14 protein-coding genes and 1 pseudogene are annotated in these 14159 nt (G+C 62.4%); 10 read left to right on the forward strand and 5 right to left on the reverse strand.

The annotated features are described in order from the left end of the window. The first annotated feature begins 6 nt into the window (after nucleotides 1-6). From ABIC03_RS09875 to ABIC03_RS09900, 6 genes and pseudogenes are all read left to right on the forward strand, one after another. Nucleotides 7-208 (forward strand): annotated as a pseudogene (locus ABIC03_RS09875) (GDCCVxC domain-containing (seleno)protein). A gap of 448 nt (nucleotides 209-656) precedes the next feature. Next, nucleotides 657-959 (forward strand): H-NS histone family protein, encoded by a 303-nt coding sequence (locus ABIC03_RS09880; protein ID WP_354057619.1) that lies wholly within the window; start codon nucleotides 657-659, stop codon nucleotides 957-959. A 669-nt stretch (nucleotides 960-1628) separates the two neighbouring features. Further along, nucleotides 1629-2006 carry a hypothetical protein gene (locus tag ABIC03_RS09885; RefSeq protein WP_275169727.1) on the forward strand — a complete coding sequence of 126 codons (378 nt, stop codon included), beginning with the start codon at nucleotides 1629-1631 and terminating at the stop codon, nucleotides 2004-2006. Further along, nucleotides 2006-2311 (forward strand): hypothetical protein, encoded by a 306-nt coding sequence (locus tag ABIC03_RS09890; RefSeq protein WP_354057621.1) that lies wholly within the window; start codon nucleotides 2006-2008, stop codon nucleotides 2309-2311. The genes ABIC03_RS09885 and ABIC03_RS09890 overlap by 1 nt, the downstream gene beginning before the upstream one ends. 41 nt (nucleotides 2312-2352) lie before the next feature. Beyond that, entirely contained in the window at nucleotides 2353-2535 is a 183-nt protein-coding gene (locus ABIC03_RS09895; protein WP_247503627.1) for a hypothetical protein, read from the forward strand. Between the two features lie 500 nt (nucleotides 2536-3035). Beyond that, the gene (locus ABIC03_RS09900; protein WP_354057623.1) at nucleotides 3036-3287 is read left to right on the forward strand and encodes a LuxR C-terminal-related transcriptional regulator; all 252 of its coding nucleotides are present in this window, start codon (nucleotides 3036-3038) and stop codon (nucleotides 3285-3287) included. A gap of 659 nt (nucleotides 3288-3946) precedes the next feature. Here the strand turns inward: ABIC03_RS09900 and ABIC03_RS09905 are convergent. Then, a complete protein-coding gene (locus ABIC03_RS09905) occupies nucleotides 3947-4867 on the reverse strand; it encodes a tyrosine-type recombinase/integrase (RefSeq protein ID WP_354057625.1) in 921 nt (306 codons plus the stop codon). 1225 nt (nucleotides 4868-6092) lie between these two features. Further along, a complete protein-coding gene (locus ABIC03_RS09910) occupies nucleotides 6093-6311 on the reverse strand; it encodes a hypothetical protein (RefSeq protein ID WP_354057627.1) in 219 nt (72 codons plus the stop codon). Nucleotides 6312-6538: 227 nt separating this feature from the next. Between ABIC03_RS09910 and ABIC03_RS09915 the strand changes: the two genes are divergently transcribed. From ABIC03_RS09915 to uraD, 4 genes are all read left to right on the forward strand, one after another. Then, nucleotides 6539-6817: a hypothetical protein gene (locus tag ABIC03_RS09915; protein ID WP_354057629.1), complete on the forward strand. Its 279-nt coding sequence runs from the start codon at nucleotides 6539-6541 to the stop codon at nucleotides 6815-6817. Nucleotides 6818-6906: 89 nt separating this feature from the next. Further along, nucleotides 6907-7320, forward strand: a complete 414-nt coding sequence (locus ABIC03_RS09920; protein WP_007601448.1) for a DUF3830 family protein — start codon at nucleotides 6907-6909, stop codon at nucleotides 7318-7320. Next, entirely contained in the window at nucleotides 7321-8256 is a 936-nt protein-coding gene (gene puuE, locus ABIC03_RS09925) for an allantoinase PuuE (protein ID WP_354057631.1), read from the forward strand. Between the two features lie 7 nt (nucleotides 8257-8263). Then, complete coding sequence (gene uraD, locus ABIC03_RS09930; protein ID WP_354057633.1) at nucleotides 8264-9151, forward strand: 2-oxo-4-hydroxy-4-carboxy-5-ureidoimidazoline decarboxylase; 888 nt, start codon at nucleotides 8264-8266, stop codon at nucleotides 9149-9151. Here the strand turns inward: uraD and ABIC03_RS09935 are convergent. From ABIC03_RS09935 to ABIC03_RS09945, 3 genes are read right to left on the reverse strand one after another with little or no spacing between them, the layout of a single operon-like run. Further along, nucleotides 9148-10545: a nucleobase:cation symporter-2 family protein gene (locus ABIC03_RS09935; RefSeq protein WP_354057635.1), complete on the reverse strand. Its 1398-nt coding sequence runs from the start codon at nucleotides 10543-10545 to the stop codon at nucleotides 9148-9150. The two genes, uraD and ABIC03_RS09935, sit on opposite strands and share 4 nt — an antisense overlap. Nucleotides 10546-10567: 22 nt before the next feature. Beyond that, on the reverse strand, nucleotides 10568-13291 hold the full coding sequence (locus ABIC03_RS09940) for a molybdopterin-dependent oxidoreductase (RefSeq protein WP_354057637.1): 2724 nt from the start codon (nucleotides 13289-13291) through the stop codon (nucleotides 10568-10570). After that, nucleotides 13288-14115, reverse strand: a complete 828-nt coding sequence (locus ABIC03_RS09945; RefSeq protein ID WP_354057639.1) for an FAD binding domain-containing protein — start codon at nucleotides 14113-14115, stop codon at nucleotides 13288-13290. Before ABIC03_RS09945 ends, ABIC03_RS09940 begins: the two co-directional genes overlap by 4 nt. Nucleotides 14116-14159 lie beyond the last annotated feature (44 nt).

The raw sequence follows: 14159 nt of genomic DNA on the forward strand, positions 1-14159 counted from the left end.
AGGTAAATGACCATGAACTCCACGATCACGTGTCCCAAGTGCGGTCACGCTGCTGCCGAGGTCATGCCGACCGACGCTTGCCAGTTCTTCTATGACTGCAGAGGCTGTGCGAGCGCCTGAAGCCGCTCCCTGGCGACTGCTGCGTGTTCCCTTCGGCACCGATCGCTGTCCACCGGTTCAAGAGAATGGCAAGGGCTGCTGTAGCTAGCTGGCCTGAAGGGAGTGAACTTCATCTGACCTTGTGCGGTGAGGCTTGAGTTGCTCATTGGGCATTCCCGCTTGTGGCCCGTGGCTGCCCTCCGCGCAGACGACTGAGGTGTCAGCTTTCGGGAGGCGAGCCGAACAGCGCATTCGGCTTGGCTTGAGGCAGCCTTTGACCCATTGCGGGCTCCAGCGTATCGACGCGCCCTGAACGCGGGTATCGTCTTGCGTTAATCAAGGCGTCACGATCCGTTATGATGTGTGGCAAAAACAACTGCCACGCTGCTGAAGCAATGTCGCGGAACGCAGGCAGGTCGTCGCCGAAGGGTCAATTTCTGGACGAGGATCAGGCGCTAAGAAACCACAAAAAGATCCAATGCTGGAACCTAAATTTTCCAGTGTTTCCTCCGTAAAGGGAGCAAGATATGAAACCGTCTAGGGACACCTTGGCGCAGATGTCCATCGACCAGCTTTGGGATTTCTACCGCCAGACCGAGGCCATTCTCCCAGGAAAACTTGCGGCGAAACAAAAGGCGCTAGAAGAGCGGTTGGCTAAGCTCGGCGGCGCGGTTGGGTCTCTTACGCGGCAAACTGTTCGCGCCCGACGGCGCTATCCCAAGGTCCTTCCAAAGTATCGAAACCCACTAAATGGATCGGAGACTTGGGCCGGACGCGGTAAGCAGCCTCGCTGGGTAACAAACCTATTGAAGTCTGGAAAACGGATCGATGACTTACGTATTGATCGGACCGCGACGTAGCCCGTCCAGTGCCGGCGTCTGATTTCGGCTTTTCTAACTTGCTCTCGGAGTGCTTGCAGTTCGCTCCAGGGTTTTTCGAGGTCGGGGATTGATGCGCGCTTTCGTTTCAGCCTCTCAAGCTCAGCAGCCAGGATCAATAGGTCCGGCGTAACACGCTTCTGCTTCTTTGAAGCCCGGACCTTTCGTCCCATCTGGGAACAACTCCGCACGCACTAATCGGCCTCCCCGCAGTGTAGCAAGTATTGTGCCGTGTCGGATGTATGGTGGATGAACGAGAGATCGTTCAGCTCGGCCTATGGATCACTCCCCAAGTGCAGCCGCGCGGGCCGCCTGCCATGTCGTCCGTGCTATGTTGCTTTCCGGGCATCGAACGACGGCAGGATGCTTAATAGGTCGAGATAGCGATACGGCATACTGTGCGTTACTTGTGATCCGCGAGAAAGCCAGCAACGAAGGTCCGGTTCTGGCCCTTTGCTGACCTGCGGCACGCAGCCGGTCGAGGACCGCTTCTGACCCAAAGCAGACTCAAACTAACGCTCACTTCGTGCCCGGTTCATCGGATCTGAAGCTTTTACGCAATCGCCGCAACCAAAGCTAAACCAAACACGTAAGCGAGAAATTCACCCGCTACTTCTACCCAAGGTCGCGGTAAAGGCGGGAGAAGTCGGCGTGGGTTGGAAGCTCTTTGCACTGCTAATTGTCGTGCTCACGGGTTGGAGTTTTGCGGACTCAGAACCTTACACTTCGACAGGACTCATCCACCTGATGATGAGCGCGCTATCGGCGGCCGGTCTTGTACTTATGGCATTTGAGATTGACTTTTTGCCGCGCAAATTCTGGCGCGCATTTTCCGTGGCATATGCAGCGTATAGCGTTGGCCTGATGGCCTTTTCCAGTCAGAACCTTTACAAGCAATATGCCGTTGATGGGCGGTCTCTGTCGGCAGTCGTCAGCGCATTCCTCATAATGGCCACCCTCCAGATCGCCATCAACATCGGACTTTGGGTAAACGCCTCTTCGCGTTTTTCAGCGCGAGGCAATGCCTGATGTACTTCCTCACTGCCTGCTTGATCGTAGGAGCCCTGAGTGCCCACGTATCGTCTCGTCGGTCCTGGAACTTGTTGCAGGACTTTCGGGTGGCCAGCGCTACTCAGCGGCTCGCGGCGCGGCGGCGTGCGCTTTTGCCGGTGCTCTGCTTGGGATTTTTTCTGCTGCTGATGCTTCTATTAGGTCGCGTTCTAGGTTCGCAATTTACTGCCGTCACAGCGGACTGTTTGGTATTACTCGTTTCGAGTTTTGCCGGGTTGTTTATCGGCGTATTTGGTGTCATCGCCGCGACGGACTGTCGTTGATATGATCCCGCAAAATCGCGCAGGCGAATGAAAGCTCATTAATGGGCACCATTTACGCTATGCTGGTGATCACTACGTTCGTTCTAGGGTTTGTCGCAACCGTCCTGTGGGGGCCAGATTTCGAATGGCTTGGGCGGGATGTCGAGGATGCCTACATCTTCAAGATGGTTGGCATCGGACTGGTCGTGTTCTTCTTAATCGCAATCACCTTCCACCTCATCTGAGGTCCTACAAACTGGACGGTGTTGCGCCTCAACGTCAGCTTCTGGCCGATTTTGTTGCAAAAGTCGGCTGTGAGCGATGGATGGTTCGGCGATTTCGCTAAGGACGACCGGCTTGATGCGCCGGCCCTGACGCTCTCTACGCAACTGGAACGCTACGCAGTGCACAGAGCCCGAGCGGGTGGCGGACGAGCGCCCAGCGACGCCAGCCGCCGCAGGTTCTGGGCGATGGTAGCAAGAACAAACTCGTCCTGAGCGCCTTTTGGTCCCCGCAGCCGCTACAAACGACGGGGCGGAATGGCGTCTTCTGCCCACCGTGGTCTTCCAAGGATTTTCTAACGAGAAGGTCTGTAACACGGCCAAGTCAAAGCTCGAAGGCAGCTTGAAAGAGGCCGGAACGAAGCTGAGAAGCGGCTTGGAAGACCTGAAGAGCTTGGGTAAGGCAGACCCAGCTCAGATCATTATCGCCTTCAATGTCGAGTGCGTTCCGAAATAGGTCGACCATGATAGCACTCGATGTATCGATATCGCCGCAGCGAAAGAAGCTCTTGAGGCGCTTCGCAGACGGAAAGACAGACAAACAGATTGCCAGAGAGTTCGGTTGCCGCGCCGCTCTCATCGCTGCGCAGCGTCAATTCATGATCGATCGTTTGAAGATCAGTTCGCAGGCGGAGCTCGCGGTGGTCGCCATTGAGCTTGCAAGTTGGCCCGGATGGCAGCCTCAGGGACGATGCCGTCGCGATCACCAGCGATGAAAGCGACGCGCTCGTTCCCGGCACCGAGGCGGGGAAGCGGGCGGTTTGGTAGCAAAGCGCGGACAATGGCGGCAGGAACCAAAGGTGGTCGGGTACGTCGTCCTGCACGGGTGGATCAATTGCGGCCCTCCGCCCGGAACGGACACAATGCCAACCGCCGAAGAATGCCGAGCCTACGCGGCGCACCACAAAAGGCTGGGTGCCAACCCGAAGAATTCAGCCCGACGAACGACCGTGCTGTTGAGCATCTCAAAGAGCTGGATCGCCCTGGCGAACCAACTGGACACGCTCTCTATCATCGTGAAGCACGAAGGATGTAACGTTGATTTGGGATGGCCGGCGTCGGAATTCGCTCCTAACGCTATCGCGTTCTCAGCTTTACCGGCAAGCTGGTTCAATGCAGACCCAGCCCGGCTCCAGCTGATTGGGACATAAACTGGGACACATCAATCTCAATCCATTGATTTACTTTCGGGTCGTCGCCTTCTCTGCGCAGGGGAGGGCCTAGCCCTCTACGGGAAGCTTGCCGGCCTAACGCTCATGGGATGACGCCACTCGGTCACGCGGCAAGCCGCGGCCCCTCCTGGCCGCAGGCCTTCGTGACTGGCGTCCCGATGATTCGCCGCAGCTCGGTGGCGATTCCGTCCAGTACCGCACGTTTATCTTTCATCCGTCGGGAGTGGTTGTAGACCTTGCCCGTGACGGTCGGCGACGATGGTGTCGCCCTTCTTTGTCACCGCGTGGTCAAGGCATTTGGCAATGGCAGCATCATCAAAGCCGAGATCGCCCGCCAACGTCGCCGCCGTCCGCCGCAGATCGTGCGGCGTGAACGGCTTGAGGCCGAGCAGTTCGCAAAGTCCGGCGGTCTTCGTCTTTTCCTTGTTTTTCTCGTGCTTGGTGCCTCGCAGGGCGTCGGCCATCGCTTTGCGGTGGATCGGCTGGCCCTTGTACATCGGGCTTTCGAACACAAACTGCTGGTCTGCGGACGCCAGCGCCTCCTTGATGATTTCAACCGCCAGATCGGACAATGGCTGCTGGATCGCCCGCCGCTTCTTCACCCTCTTGAGAGGCACGTCGAAGCGCGGGTTGTCGCCATCGAGATCGAATAGCTCATCCCGGTGCGCACCGAGCAGTTCACGGGAGCGGAGCATGGTCACGAGTTCGAACTTGAGCGCCAGCCGGGTCCGGCGGTCCCAGGGCAGGTCGTTGCGATCGAGACCGTGCCAGAAGATCCTGATCTCATCCTCCGACAGGACTCGGGTGCGCGGGTGTTCCGGATCGAGCTTCGGCAGATTGACGCAGGGGTTGGCTGTCACATAGTCGCGGCCTGCCTCCGCCGCCCACTTGAACAGGCCCGAGGCCGCCTTGCGCATATGACGCGCGTTACTGACCGAGGGCTTGCCGAACTTCCCCGCGACGATGTCGTTCGAGAGTGTCGCAATGTCGTGCTTGGTAACCTCTATCGCCAACTTTTTGCCGAGGCGGGGCCGGATGAAACGGTGGAGGTGGCTTGCCGTGTTTTCCCAGCTTTCCAGCCGGGGCCGCATCTCGCCATCCGGCTTCTTGACTGGCGTCTTCATCCACTCGATCCGCTCCTCGATGATCTCGGCGACGGTCTTGCCGCGCCTCGCTTTTGCGGTCTTCTGGTCGCGGAAGGTTTCGGCGAGAGCCTCGGTCCTCGACGGTAAAGGTCTCGGGATTGTAGACGCCGAGCCAGCCAGTTCGCTGCTTCCCCGTCTGCCGATCGGTGAAGTTGTACGAGAAGGTCGCCACGCCCGCCGCAGTGATGCTGACGTAGAGACCAGGGCATTTGCGGTCGTAGAGCTTGGCTCGCTTGGCGACTCGCTTCTCGCACAGGCGGTCGGTCAGGATGACGCTGCTGTTGCGGCCGCGCTTGCCGACAGGGGAAGGGGCGATGCTACTGTTCATGTGGTTTCGGCTCCTAAGGCTTGGGACCAAAGGGCTCGGCTTTGAGGCTTTCAGTGTGTCGAGCGGACGCTGAAAGACTTAGGGCCGGGCCCTTAATTTGGTGAAGCCCGCTGAAACTGCCTGCATCAAGGTAGTCCAAAGACGCTTGTTTTAAAGTCTTTTGTTAGTTTCGGCGTGTTTCACCGAATGCCAAAATATAGACGTGTGGTCCTGGCCGTCGTTGCTACGGTCAAGCTCTTGCGGATGCGGCATGCGCGTCAACCGGCGCGATGTCGGCAACTTCTGTGAGAGTGAGGGAGGCCAGCAGGAACTCGGCTCCCGGGAGAGCACGGCATAAGCCGTCCAACCATCGCGCAGGGAAGGCCGAGTGATTGGCTACACCTGTATGCTGCTGTGCGGTTTTTCTGCGTGTGCTTTTCGCGCAGCGGACCGCGGGTGCCAGCCGGCACCCGGCCTTCCCTGCGCCCTCTTGGATAAGAGGGTGGAGTGACGAAGCAAAGCTCGGGCGAAACGCGCCGCGAGACTGCGAAGCTGCATCTGCAATTCAAATGCGAGCTGAGACAGTGGCGCTACCGCCCCATACTCCGTCATTGCGAGCGCAGCGAAGCAATCCAGTCTGCTGCCGCAGAGGGATTCTGGATTGCTTCGCTGCGCTCGCAATGACGATGTGGAGAGAACGTGCCTCACGCTCTGCTCTCGTGCCCCGGACGCAGCGCAGCGTCCCTTCGACGGTGCGCTGCAGAGCCGGGGCCCATCTCGCCGCATTACGCCGTGTCGCCCCTGGGTCCCGGCTCTGCGCAGCAACGCTGCGCGCTGCAGCGCGTCCGGGACACGATTGGCGATGACCAGGAGCAACCGAACTCTAAGCTTTCAATATCACCGTCCCGCGGGTGCAGACATCGCGCCATTGGAATAGCGCGACCAGTCGGGCCCGGTCGGCTGCGACGGCCACAGCGCGGCGTTGGAGTCGCGCACCGACTGGGTGATGGGGTGGGCTTGCGCCTTGCGGATATGACGGCGGTCGTTCGCCGCGGCAGTCTGGATCGTGGCGGCGGCAATCAGCGTCGCGCCGAGAATGATGAAAGTCCTTTGCATTGTTTCTTTCTCCCGTGACGACGCCCGGCTGTGCGAGGTGTGTTTTGTGTGGTCGCCGTCGCGGCTGACATGGCGACGCGCCCAGCCGATATCAGCGCTCGCGACATCACATTGGGGCGAGCCAATTTTCTAGCCTCGGCTAAATATTCGGCAATCGCGCCCGTAGCCCCGATGGACTTGACCTGCGCAATCCGGTTCAATGGATCAAATTTGGTTTTCAGGCGACAATGATGTCGAAATATCTGCTGGTCCTTCTGCTGATCGCCTCGCCGGCCGTGGCGCAGGTCAAGCTGACCCCAAAAACATCGGCGGCGCATCCCGACCCCTGCGCGCCGATCGGGCGGACCGCGGACGGCAAGCTGGTCTACTCCATGAAATGCGAAAATCTGCCGGTGCCGCCTCCGCCGCCGCAGACGGAACTGAGGGAGACGCCGCAGCCTGCCGCCGAGCCGGAGCCCGAGACGCGGCGGAGTGGCGTTTTCGGCTGGTCCTACGACCGCAGGTAACGGGCCGCGCCCCTTGCGCGAAGCCCGACGGAGTGCTCTTTGCCTGAAAATTCCCCGTGGGGTCACCGCCCCCGATCCAGAGAGATGAGATGACCAAACTCGTGATCCGCGCCGGCGACTTCACCTTCGATGCCCGTTTCGAGGAGCAAGCGGCGCCCAAGACTGTCGCCGCGTTCCGCAAGGCGCTGCCGTTCGAAAGCCACATCATCCACGTGCGCTGGAGCGGCGAGGGCGTGTGGATGCCGCTCGGCGACCTCGATTTCGGCGTCGGCTACGAGAACCACACCAGCTATCCCGCACCCGGCCAGATCATCCTCTATCCCGGCGGCATCAGCGAGACCGAGATCCTGATGGCCTATGGCGGCGTGCACTTCGCGAGCAAGATGGGCCAGCTCGCCGGCAACCATTTCATCACGCTGACCTCCGGCCTGGAGAATCTGGCAACGCTCGGCAAGAGCGTGCTGTGGAAGGGCGCGCTGCCGATCCGCTTCGAGGAAGTCTGAGTGACTGGTACCCGCTACCCGCGCGATCTCCGCGGTTACGGCCGCAACCCGCCGCACCCGCAATGGCCCGGCAACGCGCGGGTCGCGGTGCAGTTCGTCGTTAATTTCGAGGAGGGCAGCGAAAACAACATCCTGCATGGCGACCCTGCCTCGGAAGCGTTTCTGTCCGACGTGCTCGGCGCACAGCCTTGGCCCGGCCAGCGCCACGCCAATATCGAATCGATGTTCGAATATGGCTCGCGCGCCGGCTTCTGGCGGCTGTGGCGGATGTTCGGCGAGCGGAAGTGGCCGACCAGCGTGTTCGGTGTCGCCACAGCGCTGAAGCGCAATCCGGAAATCGTTGCCGCCATGAAGGAGGCGGGCTGGGACATCGCCAGCCACAGCCTGAAGTGGATCGAGCACAAGGACATGACCGAGGCGCAGGAGCGCGCGGAAATCGCGGAAGCGATCCGCGTCCACACCGCAGCGACCGGCTCGCGTCCCCTCGGCTGGTATACCGGACGTTCCTCGATCAACACCAATCGTCTGTTGATGGAGGAGGGCGGCTTCCTCTATCTCAGCGATTCCTATGCCGATGATCTGCCCTATTGGGTCAAGGGCGCGAGCAGCAAGCAGCTCGTCATTCCCTATACGCTCGACGCCAACGACATGCGCTTCATCAATCCGCAAGGCTTTGCCGAAGGCCAGCAGTTCTTCACCTATCTGAAGGATGCCTTCGACGTGCTCTATGCCGAAGGCGAGAACGCGCCGAAGATGATGTCGGTCGGCCTGCACTGTCGTCTCGCCGGCCGCCCCGGCCGCGCGGCGGGCCTGATCCGCTTCCTCGACTACATCGGCAAGCACGAGCGCGTCTGGGTGCCGACGCGGTTGCAGATCGCACAGCATTGGCACGACAAGCACGCGCACCTTGCGGCCGACGCATTCGAGATCGGATAGGGAAGCAATGTCACAGATCGCCTTGTCTGATCTCAATGCCGCGAGCTTCGATGATTTCGTGGCCGTACTTGAAAACGTGGTCGAGTACTCGCCTTGGATTGCCCAAGAAGCCGCGGCGCGCCGTCCGTTTGCCGGCATCAATTCACTGCTCGACGCGATCAAGGCGGCGATCGCTAGCGCTGAGCCCGAGGTGCAGCTGGCGTTGATACGCGCGCATCCCGACCTCGCGAACAAGACCCAGCGCGCAGCGGGACTCACGCCTGACTCGACCGCCGAGCAGAGCAGCGCTGGTCTAGACCGTCTGTCGGACACCGAATATGCGGCCTTCGAGCGGGCGAACGATGCGTATCGCGAAAAATTTGGTATCCCCTACATCGTCTGCGCGCGCCGGCACACCAAGGATTCCATTCTGCGTGACTTCGAGTCGCGACTGCAGAACATTGCCAAGACCGAGACACGCCGTGCGCTCGAGGAAATCTCCCGCATCGCTGCGCTGCGGCTGGACCAGCTCGTCAGTGCTGACGACAAGCTGAAAGTGCACGGTTGGCTCTCGACGCATGTGCTGGACAATCACGCCGGCAAGCCCGCGCCGGGCATTCGTGTCGAACTCGTCGAGCTCGCTAAGCTTGGCGAAAGCCGCGTGATCGCGCGCGCCGTCACCAACGCGGATGGCCGTACCGACCAGCCGCTGATCGGCGGCCGGCCGCTGCCGATCGGCCGCTACGAGCTCCGGTTTAGCGTCGCCAAATATTACGCCGAGCGCAACGTGCAGCTCACCGACCCGCCGTTCCTCGACGAGATCCCGCTGCGGTTCGCGATCAGCGAGCCGGAAAGCCATTACCACGTGCCGCTGCTCGTCACGCCCTGGAGCTATTCGACCTACCGCGGCAGTTAAACATGTTGCGCGGATGAGGCGACTGCTGCTGCATCCGCTTCCGCCGTTGCACCGCCGCTCAACCCGTTGAAGAAGGCGTTGAGCAGCACCGAGACGATCGCACACAGCAGGATGCCGGACTCCAGCAGCGGCTGGAGATCGTGCGGCAAATTCCTGAAGAAACCGGGTGCGGCGAGCGGGATCAGCCCGAAGCCGATCGAGATCGCGACGATGAAGAGATTGTAGCGATTGTTGCGGAAGTCGACCGAGGTGAGGATGCGGGCGCCTGTCGCGGCGACCATGCCGAACATCACAAGGCCGGCGCCGCCGAGCACGACCAGCGGCACGGCCTCGACCAGCGCGGCGAGCTTCGGCAACAGGCCGAGCACGAGCATGATGCAGCCGCCCGTGACCGTCACCCAGCGCGAGCGCACGCCGGTGACCGAGACGAGGCCGACATTCTGCGAGAACGACGTGTACGGGAAGGTGTTGAAGATGCCGCCGAGCAGCGTACCGACGCCGTCGGCGCGCAGGCCTCGGCTCAGGGCTTCGCGGTCGACCGTCTTGCCGGTGATGTCGCCGAGCGCCAGGAACATGCCGAGTGATTCGATCATCACCACGACCATGACGACGCACATGGTGATAACAGGCACCAGATGGAATTGCGGCATGCCGAAGCGGAACGGGATCACGAGCGCGCCCCAGGAGGCCGCAGCGACCTTGTCGAAATGCATCACGCCCAGAATGGTCGCGAGCACGGCGCCGGCGATGATGCCAAGCAGCACGGAGACGTTGGCGAGGAAGCCGGTGCCCCATTTGATCAAGCCGAGAATGAACAGCAGCACGACCAGCGAGATGCCGAGCCCCTGCAACTGTCCGTAGGCCGGATTGGGAAAGCTGCCGGCGACGCCGTCGACCACCTTCGTCAGCGTCGGCAGGCCGCCGCCGGCCCAGTTGATGCCGACCCGCATCAAGGAGATTCCAATGACGAGAATGATGCTGCCGGTGACGACGGGCGGGAACAACGGCAGCAGCCGGCTTACGAACGGCGCCGCGACAATGCCGAACAGGCCGGCCGCGATCACCGAACCGTAGATGCCGAGCAATCCGATATCCGGCGCAGTCGCCATCGACAGCATCGGACCCACGGATGCGAAGGTCACGCCCATCATCACGGGCAGGCGGATGCCGACGCCAGCAAAACCGAGGCATTGCACCAGCGTCGCAAGTCCGCAGGCGAACAGGTCGGCGCTGATCAGGAAAGCGACATCCTCCGGCGGCAGCTTCAGCGCGCGCCCGATGATCAGTGGCACCGCGACCGCGCCGGCATACATCACCAGCACATGCTGGAGCCCGAGCGCGAGCAGACGTGGAACCGGCAGGACTTCGTCGACGGGATGCACCTCGCTGGTCATGAATCAATCTCCCGAAATAGGCCTATCCAAATTTGTCATGCAGCGCAGGAAACAGCCGGTCCGGCTTGAATGGCGGCGCCGTGAAGCGGATGCCGGTGGCGTCAGCGATCGCGTTGCCGAGCGCGGCGGCGACCGGATTGTACGGACTCTCGCTCATCGACTTCGCCCCCAACGGTCCGATCGTGTCGGATGTCTCGGCGAAGAAGACCTCGGTGCGGGGCACGTCGGCGAAAGAGGGCAGGTGGTAGTCGCGGAATTTGGGGTTGGCGACGCGGCCGTCCGCGTCGATCACCATCTCCTCGTAGAGCGCGGCACCGAGCGCCTGCGCGACACCGCCTTCGACCTGACCGCGGCACTGCATGGGATTGGCGACGACACCGGCATCCGCCGCATGCACGCTCCTGAGAATCAGGAGCTCGCCGGTGCCCTTGTTCACGGCGACGCGAAAGCCCTGCACATTGAAGCCGACCGAACGCGGGGAGCCGCCGGAGTTGCCGGCGCCTGCGAACGGCTGTCCGCGTTCGCGCGCGAGCTTGGCCAGCTCCACAAAGGACATCCGCCGCACGCCACTGACGACGGCCTCGCTCTCGAGCGTGCAGCTGCCGACGTCGCAGAGCCATGCGCCGGCGGCGGCCGCCTTCAGCTCGGTCGCGAGCCGCATGGCTGCGGCATGCGTCGCCTTGCCGGCAACGAACATGCCGGCGCTGCCATAGGCGCCGGTGTCGTGGCCGCCATGGGCGGTGTCGGACTGGCGCAGGCGGATCCGGTCGACGGTGGTCGCAAGCGCCGTCGCCGCGATCTGCCGGTGCACGGTGCTGGTGCCGTTGCCGAATTCCGCGGTGCCGACGGTGAGGTCGAAGCCGGCGTCGTCGTTGAGCGTGACCGTCGCATCCGCGAGATGGCCCGCTGGGGGCACCGTGTCGATCATGGTCAGCGCGACGCCGTCGCCGATCAGCCACTCCGGCGACAGGTCCGGCTGTGGGCCATCAGTCTGCATCGCGCGCTCGACGATGTCGAGGCACTGGTCGAGCCCGTAGGAGCCATAGAGCACGTCGTGAAATTCCGACGGCGGCGGCGACAGCATGGGGTCGCCGGGCTTGACGACGTTGCGCCGGCGCATCTCGTAAGGGCTAATGTTGAGCTGTCTTGCCAGCTCGTCGATCGCGGCTTCGACCGCGATCAGTGTTTGCGGCAGGCCATAACCGCGAAACGCGCCTGCCGGCACCGTATTGGTGTAGACCGCGTAGCCGGCGACCCGTTTGTTCGGGCAATTGTAGACGCTGATGGATTCGGCCAGCGAGTGGAACATCACGGGGCCGGCGTGATTGCCGTAGGCACCGGTGTTGGAGAGCACGTCGAGCTGAAGCGCGGTGAGCTTGCCGCCCGCGTCGGCCCCGGCCTTGACGTGGACCCGCATCGGATGCCGCGTCGAGGTCGCGATGAACTGCTCCTCGCGGGTGAGCTCCAGCTTCAGCGGCCGTCCGGTCTTGAGCGCGGCGAGCGCCAGAATGTCCTCGACGAACATCTCCTGCTTGCCGCCAAAGCCGCCGCCGACGCGCTCGCAGAAGACCCGGACCTTGTCCATGGGAAGCTCGAAGATATCAGACAGCGCGCGCCGGGTCAGAAACGGCACCTGCGTCGAGGTGCGGACATTGAGCACGCCGGAAGCATCGAGCCAGGCGAGGCCGCCATGGGTCTCCAGCGCGGCATGCTGCACACGGTGGCTATGGAAGGTGCCCTCGAAGGTGACGGCGGATGTCGCGAGCGCAGCCGCCACGTCGCCGAATTCGCCATGCGTCTCCGCGGCGAGGTTGCGCTGGGCGTCGGCAACGCGGTTCGCGGTGGTGCGATCGGGATGAATGACGGGTGCACCCGGCGCCATCGCCTGCTCCGGATCGACCAGCGCGGGCAAAATCTCGTAGCTGACCTTCAGCCGGCGGCACCCGTCCTCGGCGGCGGCTTCGCTGTCTGCGACCACGGCGGCGACCTTCTGGCCGATGAAGCGGACGATGTCGTCGAGGACACGGGTGTCCTCGGGATCCATCCAGTCCTTCTCATGCCGCGCGGTCGACATCAGAGTGGTTGGCGCATCCTCATGCGTCAGCACCGCGTGCACGCCGGGAACGCTCAGCGCTTCCGACGTGTCGATCGCGACGATCCTCGCGTGGGCGTGCGGTGAACGGAGCAGCTTGATATGCAGCAAGCCGTCAATCTGCGTGTCGAACGTGTAGCGCGCCTTGCCGCGCACGACATCGGGGCCTGCTGGCGCCGGCAGGCTGCGGCCGAATGCGGCGCCGGCCTCGACGCTCTCCTCAATATTGGACTTGCCGAGCAACGCATCCTCGATCGAACGATACCCGGTGCAGCGGCAGATATTGCCCTTCAGCGCCACGCCGAGATCGGTGCGCTGCGCCTGGTTCAGCGAGGCGCAGGTCAGGATCATGCCGGCGGTGCAAAAGCCGCATTGAAAGCCCTGCGCATCGAGGAAAGCCCGCTGCATCGGATGCGCGCCGGCGTCTCCGCCCAGACCTTCGATCGTGGTGATGGCGCGGCCTTCGACGCGGAAGGCCGGGATCAGGCAGCTATGCACCGGCTCGCCGTCCAGCAGCACGGTGCAGGCGCCGCAATCGCCGGCGTCGCAGCCCTTCTTGACGCCGAAATGACCGAGCTCGCGCAGGAACGTGCGCAGGCACTGGCCGGCGCGCGGGCTCTGCGAAAACGGCTTGCCGTTGACCTCGAAGCTCATGACGGCGGCGCTCCGAGGAGTTCGTCACGGATCTCTTCGGCAAGCCGCTGTGTCATGTGCTTGCGCCAGAGCGGCTTGCCGTGGATGTCGGTGTGGTACAGATCGTCCGTGATCTGCTGCGCGATGGCGTCGCGAAGCGCTTTGGCGTCAGGTGGTTTGGGAAAGGACAATCGGATCGGCCTTACCGTCGATGCGGTGACCGTGAGCGTCAGCGTGCCATCGACATCCAGACTGCCGATCAGGAGCGCCGCCGAACGGCCGACCGGCGCCAGCGAGATCTGGCGAAAGACCGTACGACGCTTCAGCGCGGCGATCGGAATATCGATCTGCCGGAGCAGGTCCCCCGGTGCCAGAAGGTTGCGCTGGTTGCCGGTGACGAAGTCGACCACTGGCATCATCTGTTCGCCGCCGCCGGCCTTCCAGATGGTGCAGACGCCATCGAGGGCTGCGGTGAGCGAGATCATCGGTCCCGCCGGCAGCGACATGCAGAGATTGCCGCCGACGGTCGCCGTCTTCCAGATCTTGAACGAAGCAAGGAAGGCGCGACAGCACTGGTTGATCAGCGGCGCCGCGAACCAGTCTGGTGGGCAGGCGAATCCATCGAGCTGCGCAACGGTGCAGGTGGCCCCGATGCTGAAATGGCTCTCGGTGACCGTCAGTGCCGGCCACTTGAGGTCGGTGAGATCGATCAGCCGAGTCAGGTGAACTTGCGGCTCCGAGAACAACCAGGTGCCGCCCGCGAGCCAAGCATCACCTGGCGTCCAAACGGGCAGCTGCGTGCGCGTTTGCGGATGGGCGACCGCTGTGATGGTATTCAAGTCCATGGCGACGCCAACGCTTCCAACGAGTGAATCGAGCCAGGAGAAAG

Origin of the sequence: Bradyrhizobium sp. RT6a (genome assembly GCF_040547675.1) — a bacterium.
Taxonomy (GTDB): Bacteria; Pseudomonadota; Alphaproteobacteria; order Rhizobiales; family Xanthobacteraceae; genus Bradyrhizobium.

Coding starts and splice junctions, on each gene's coding strand:
- ABIC03_RS09880 (WP_354057619.1), top strand. CDS start 657: ATGTCCATCGACCAGCTTTGGGATTTCTACCGCCAGACCGAGGCCATT.
- ABIC03_RS09890 (WP_354057621.1), top strand. CDS start 2,006: ATGTACTTCCTCACTGCCTGCTTGATCGTAGGAGCCCTGAGTGCCCAC.
- ABIC03_RS09895 (WP_247503627.1), top strand. CDS start 2,353: ATGGGCACCATTTACGCTATGCTGGTGATCACTACGTTCGTTCTAGGG.
- ABIC03_RS09900 (WP_354057623.1), top strand. CDS start 3,036: ATGATAGCACTCGATGTATCGATATCGCCGCAGCGAAAGAAGCTCTTG.
- ABIC03_RS09905 (WP_354057625.1), bottom strand. CDS start 4,867: ATGAAGACGCCAGTCAAGAAGCCGGATGGCGAGATGCGGCCCCGGCTG.
- ABIC03_RS09910 (WP_354057627.1), bottom strand. CDS start 6,311: ATGCAAAGGACTTTCATCATTCTCGGCGCGACGCTGATTGCCGCCGCC.
- ABIC03_RS09915 (WP_354057629.1), top strand. CDS start 6,539: ATGATGTCGAAATATCTGCTGGTCCTTCTGCTGATCGCCTCGCCGGCC.
- ABIC03_RS09920 (WP_007601448.1), top strand. CDS start 6,907: ATGACCAAACTCGTGATCCGCGCCGGCGACTTCACCTTCGATGCCCGT.
- uraD (WP_354057633.1), top strand. CDS start 8,264: ATGTCACAGATCGCCTTGTCTGATCTCAATGCCGCGAGCTTCGATGAT.
- ABIC03_RS09935 (WP_354057635.1), bottom strand. CDS start 10,545: ATGACCAGCGAGGTGCATCCCGTCGACGAAGTCCTGCCGGTTCCACGT.
- ABIC03_RS09940 (WP_354057637.1), bottom strand. CDS start 13,291: ATGAGCTTCGAGGTCAACGGCAAGCCGTTTTCGCAGAGCCCGCGCGCC.
- ABIC03_RS09945 (WP_354057639.1), bottom strand. CDS start 14,115: ATGGACTTGAATACCATCACAGCGGTCGCCCATCCGCAAACGCGCACG.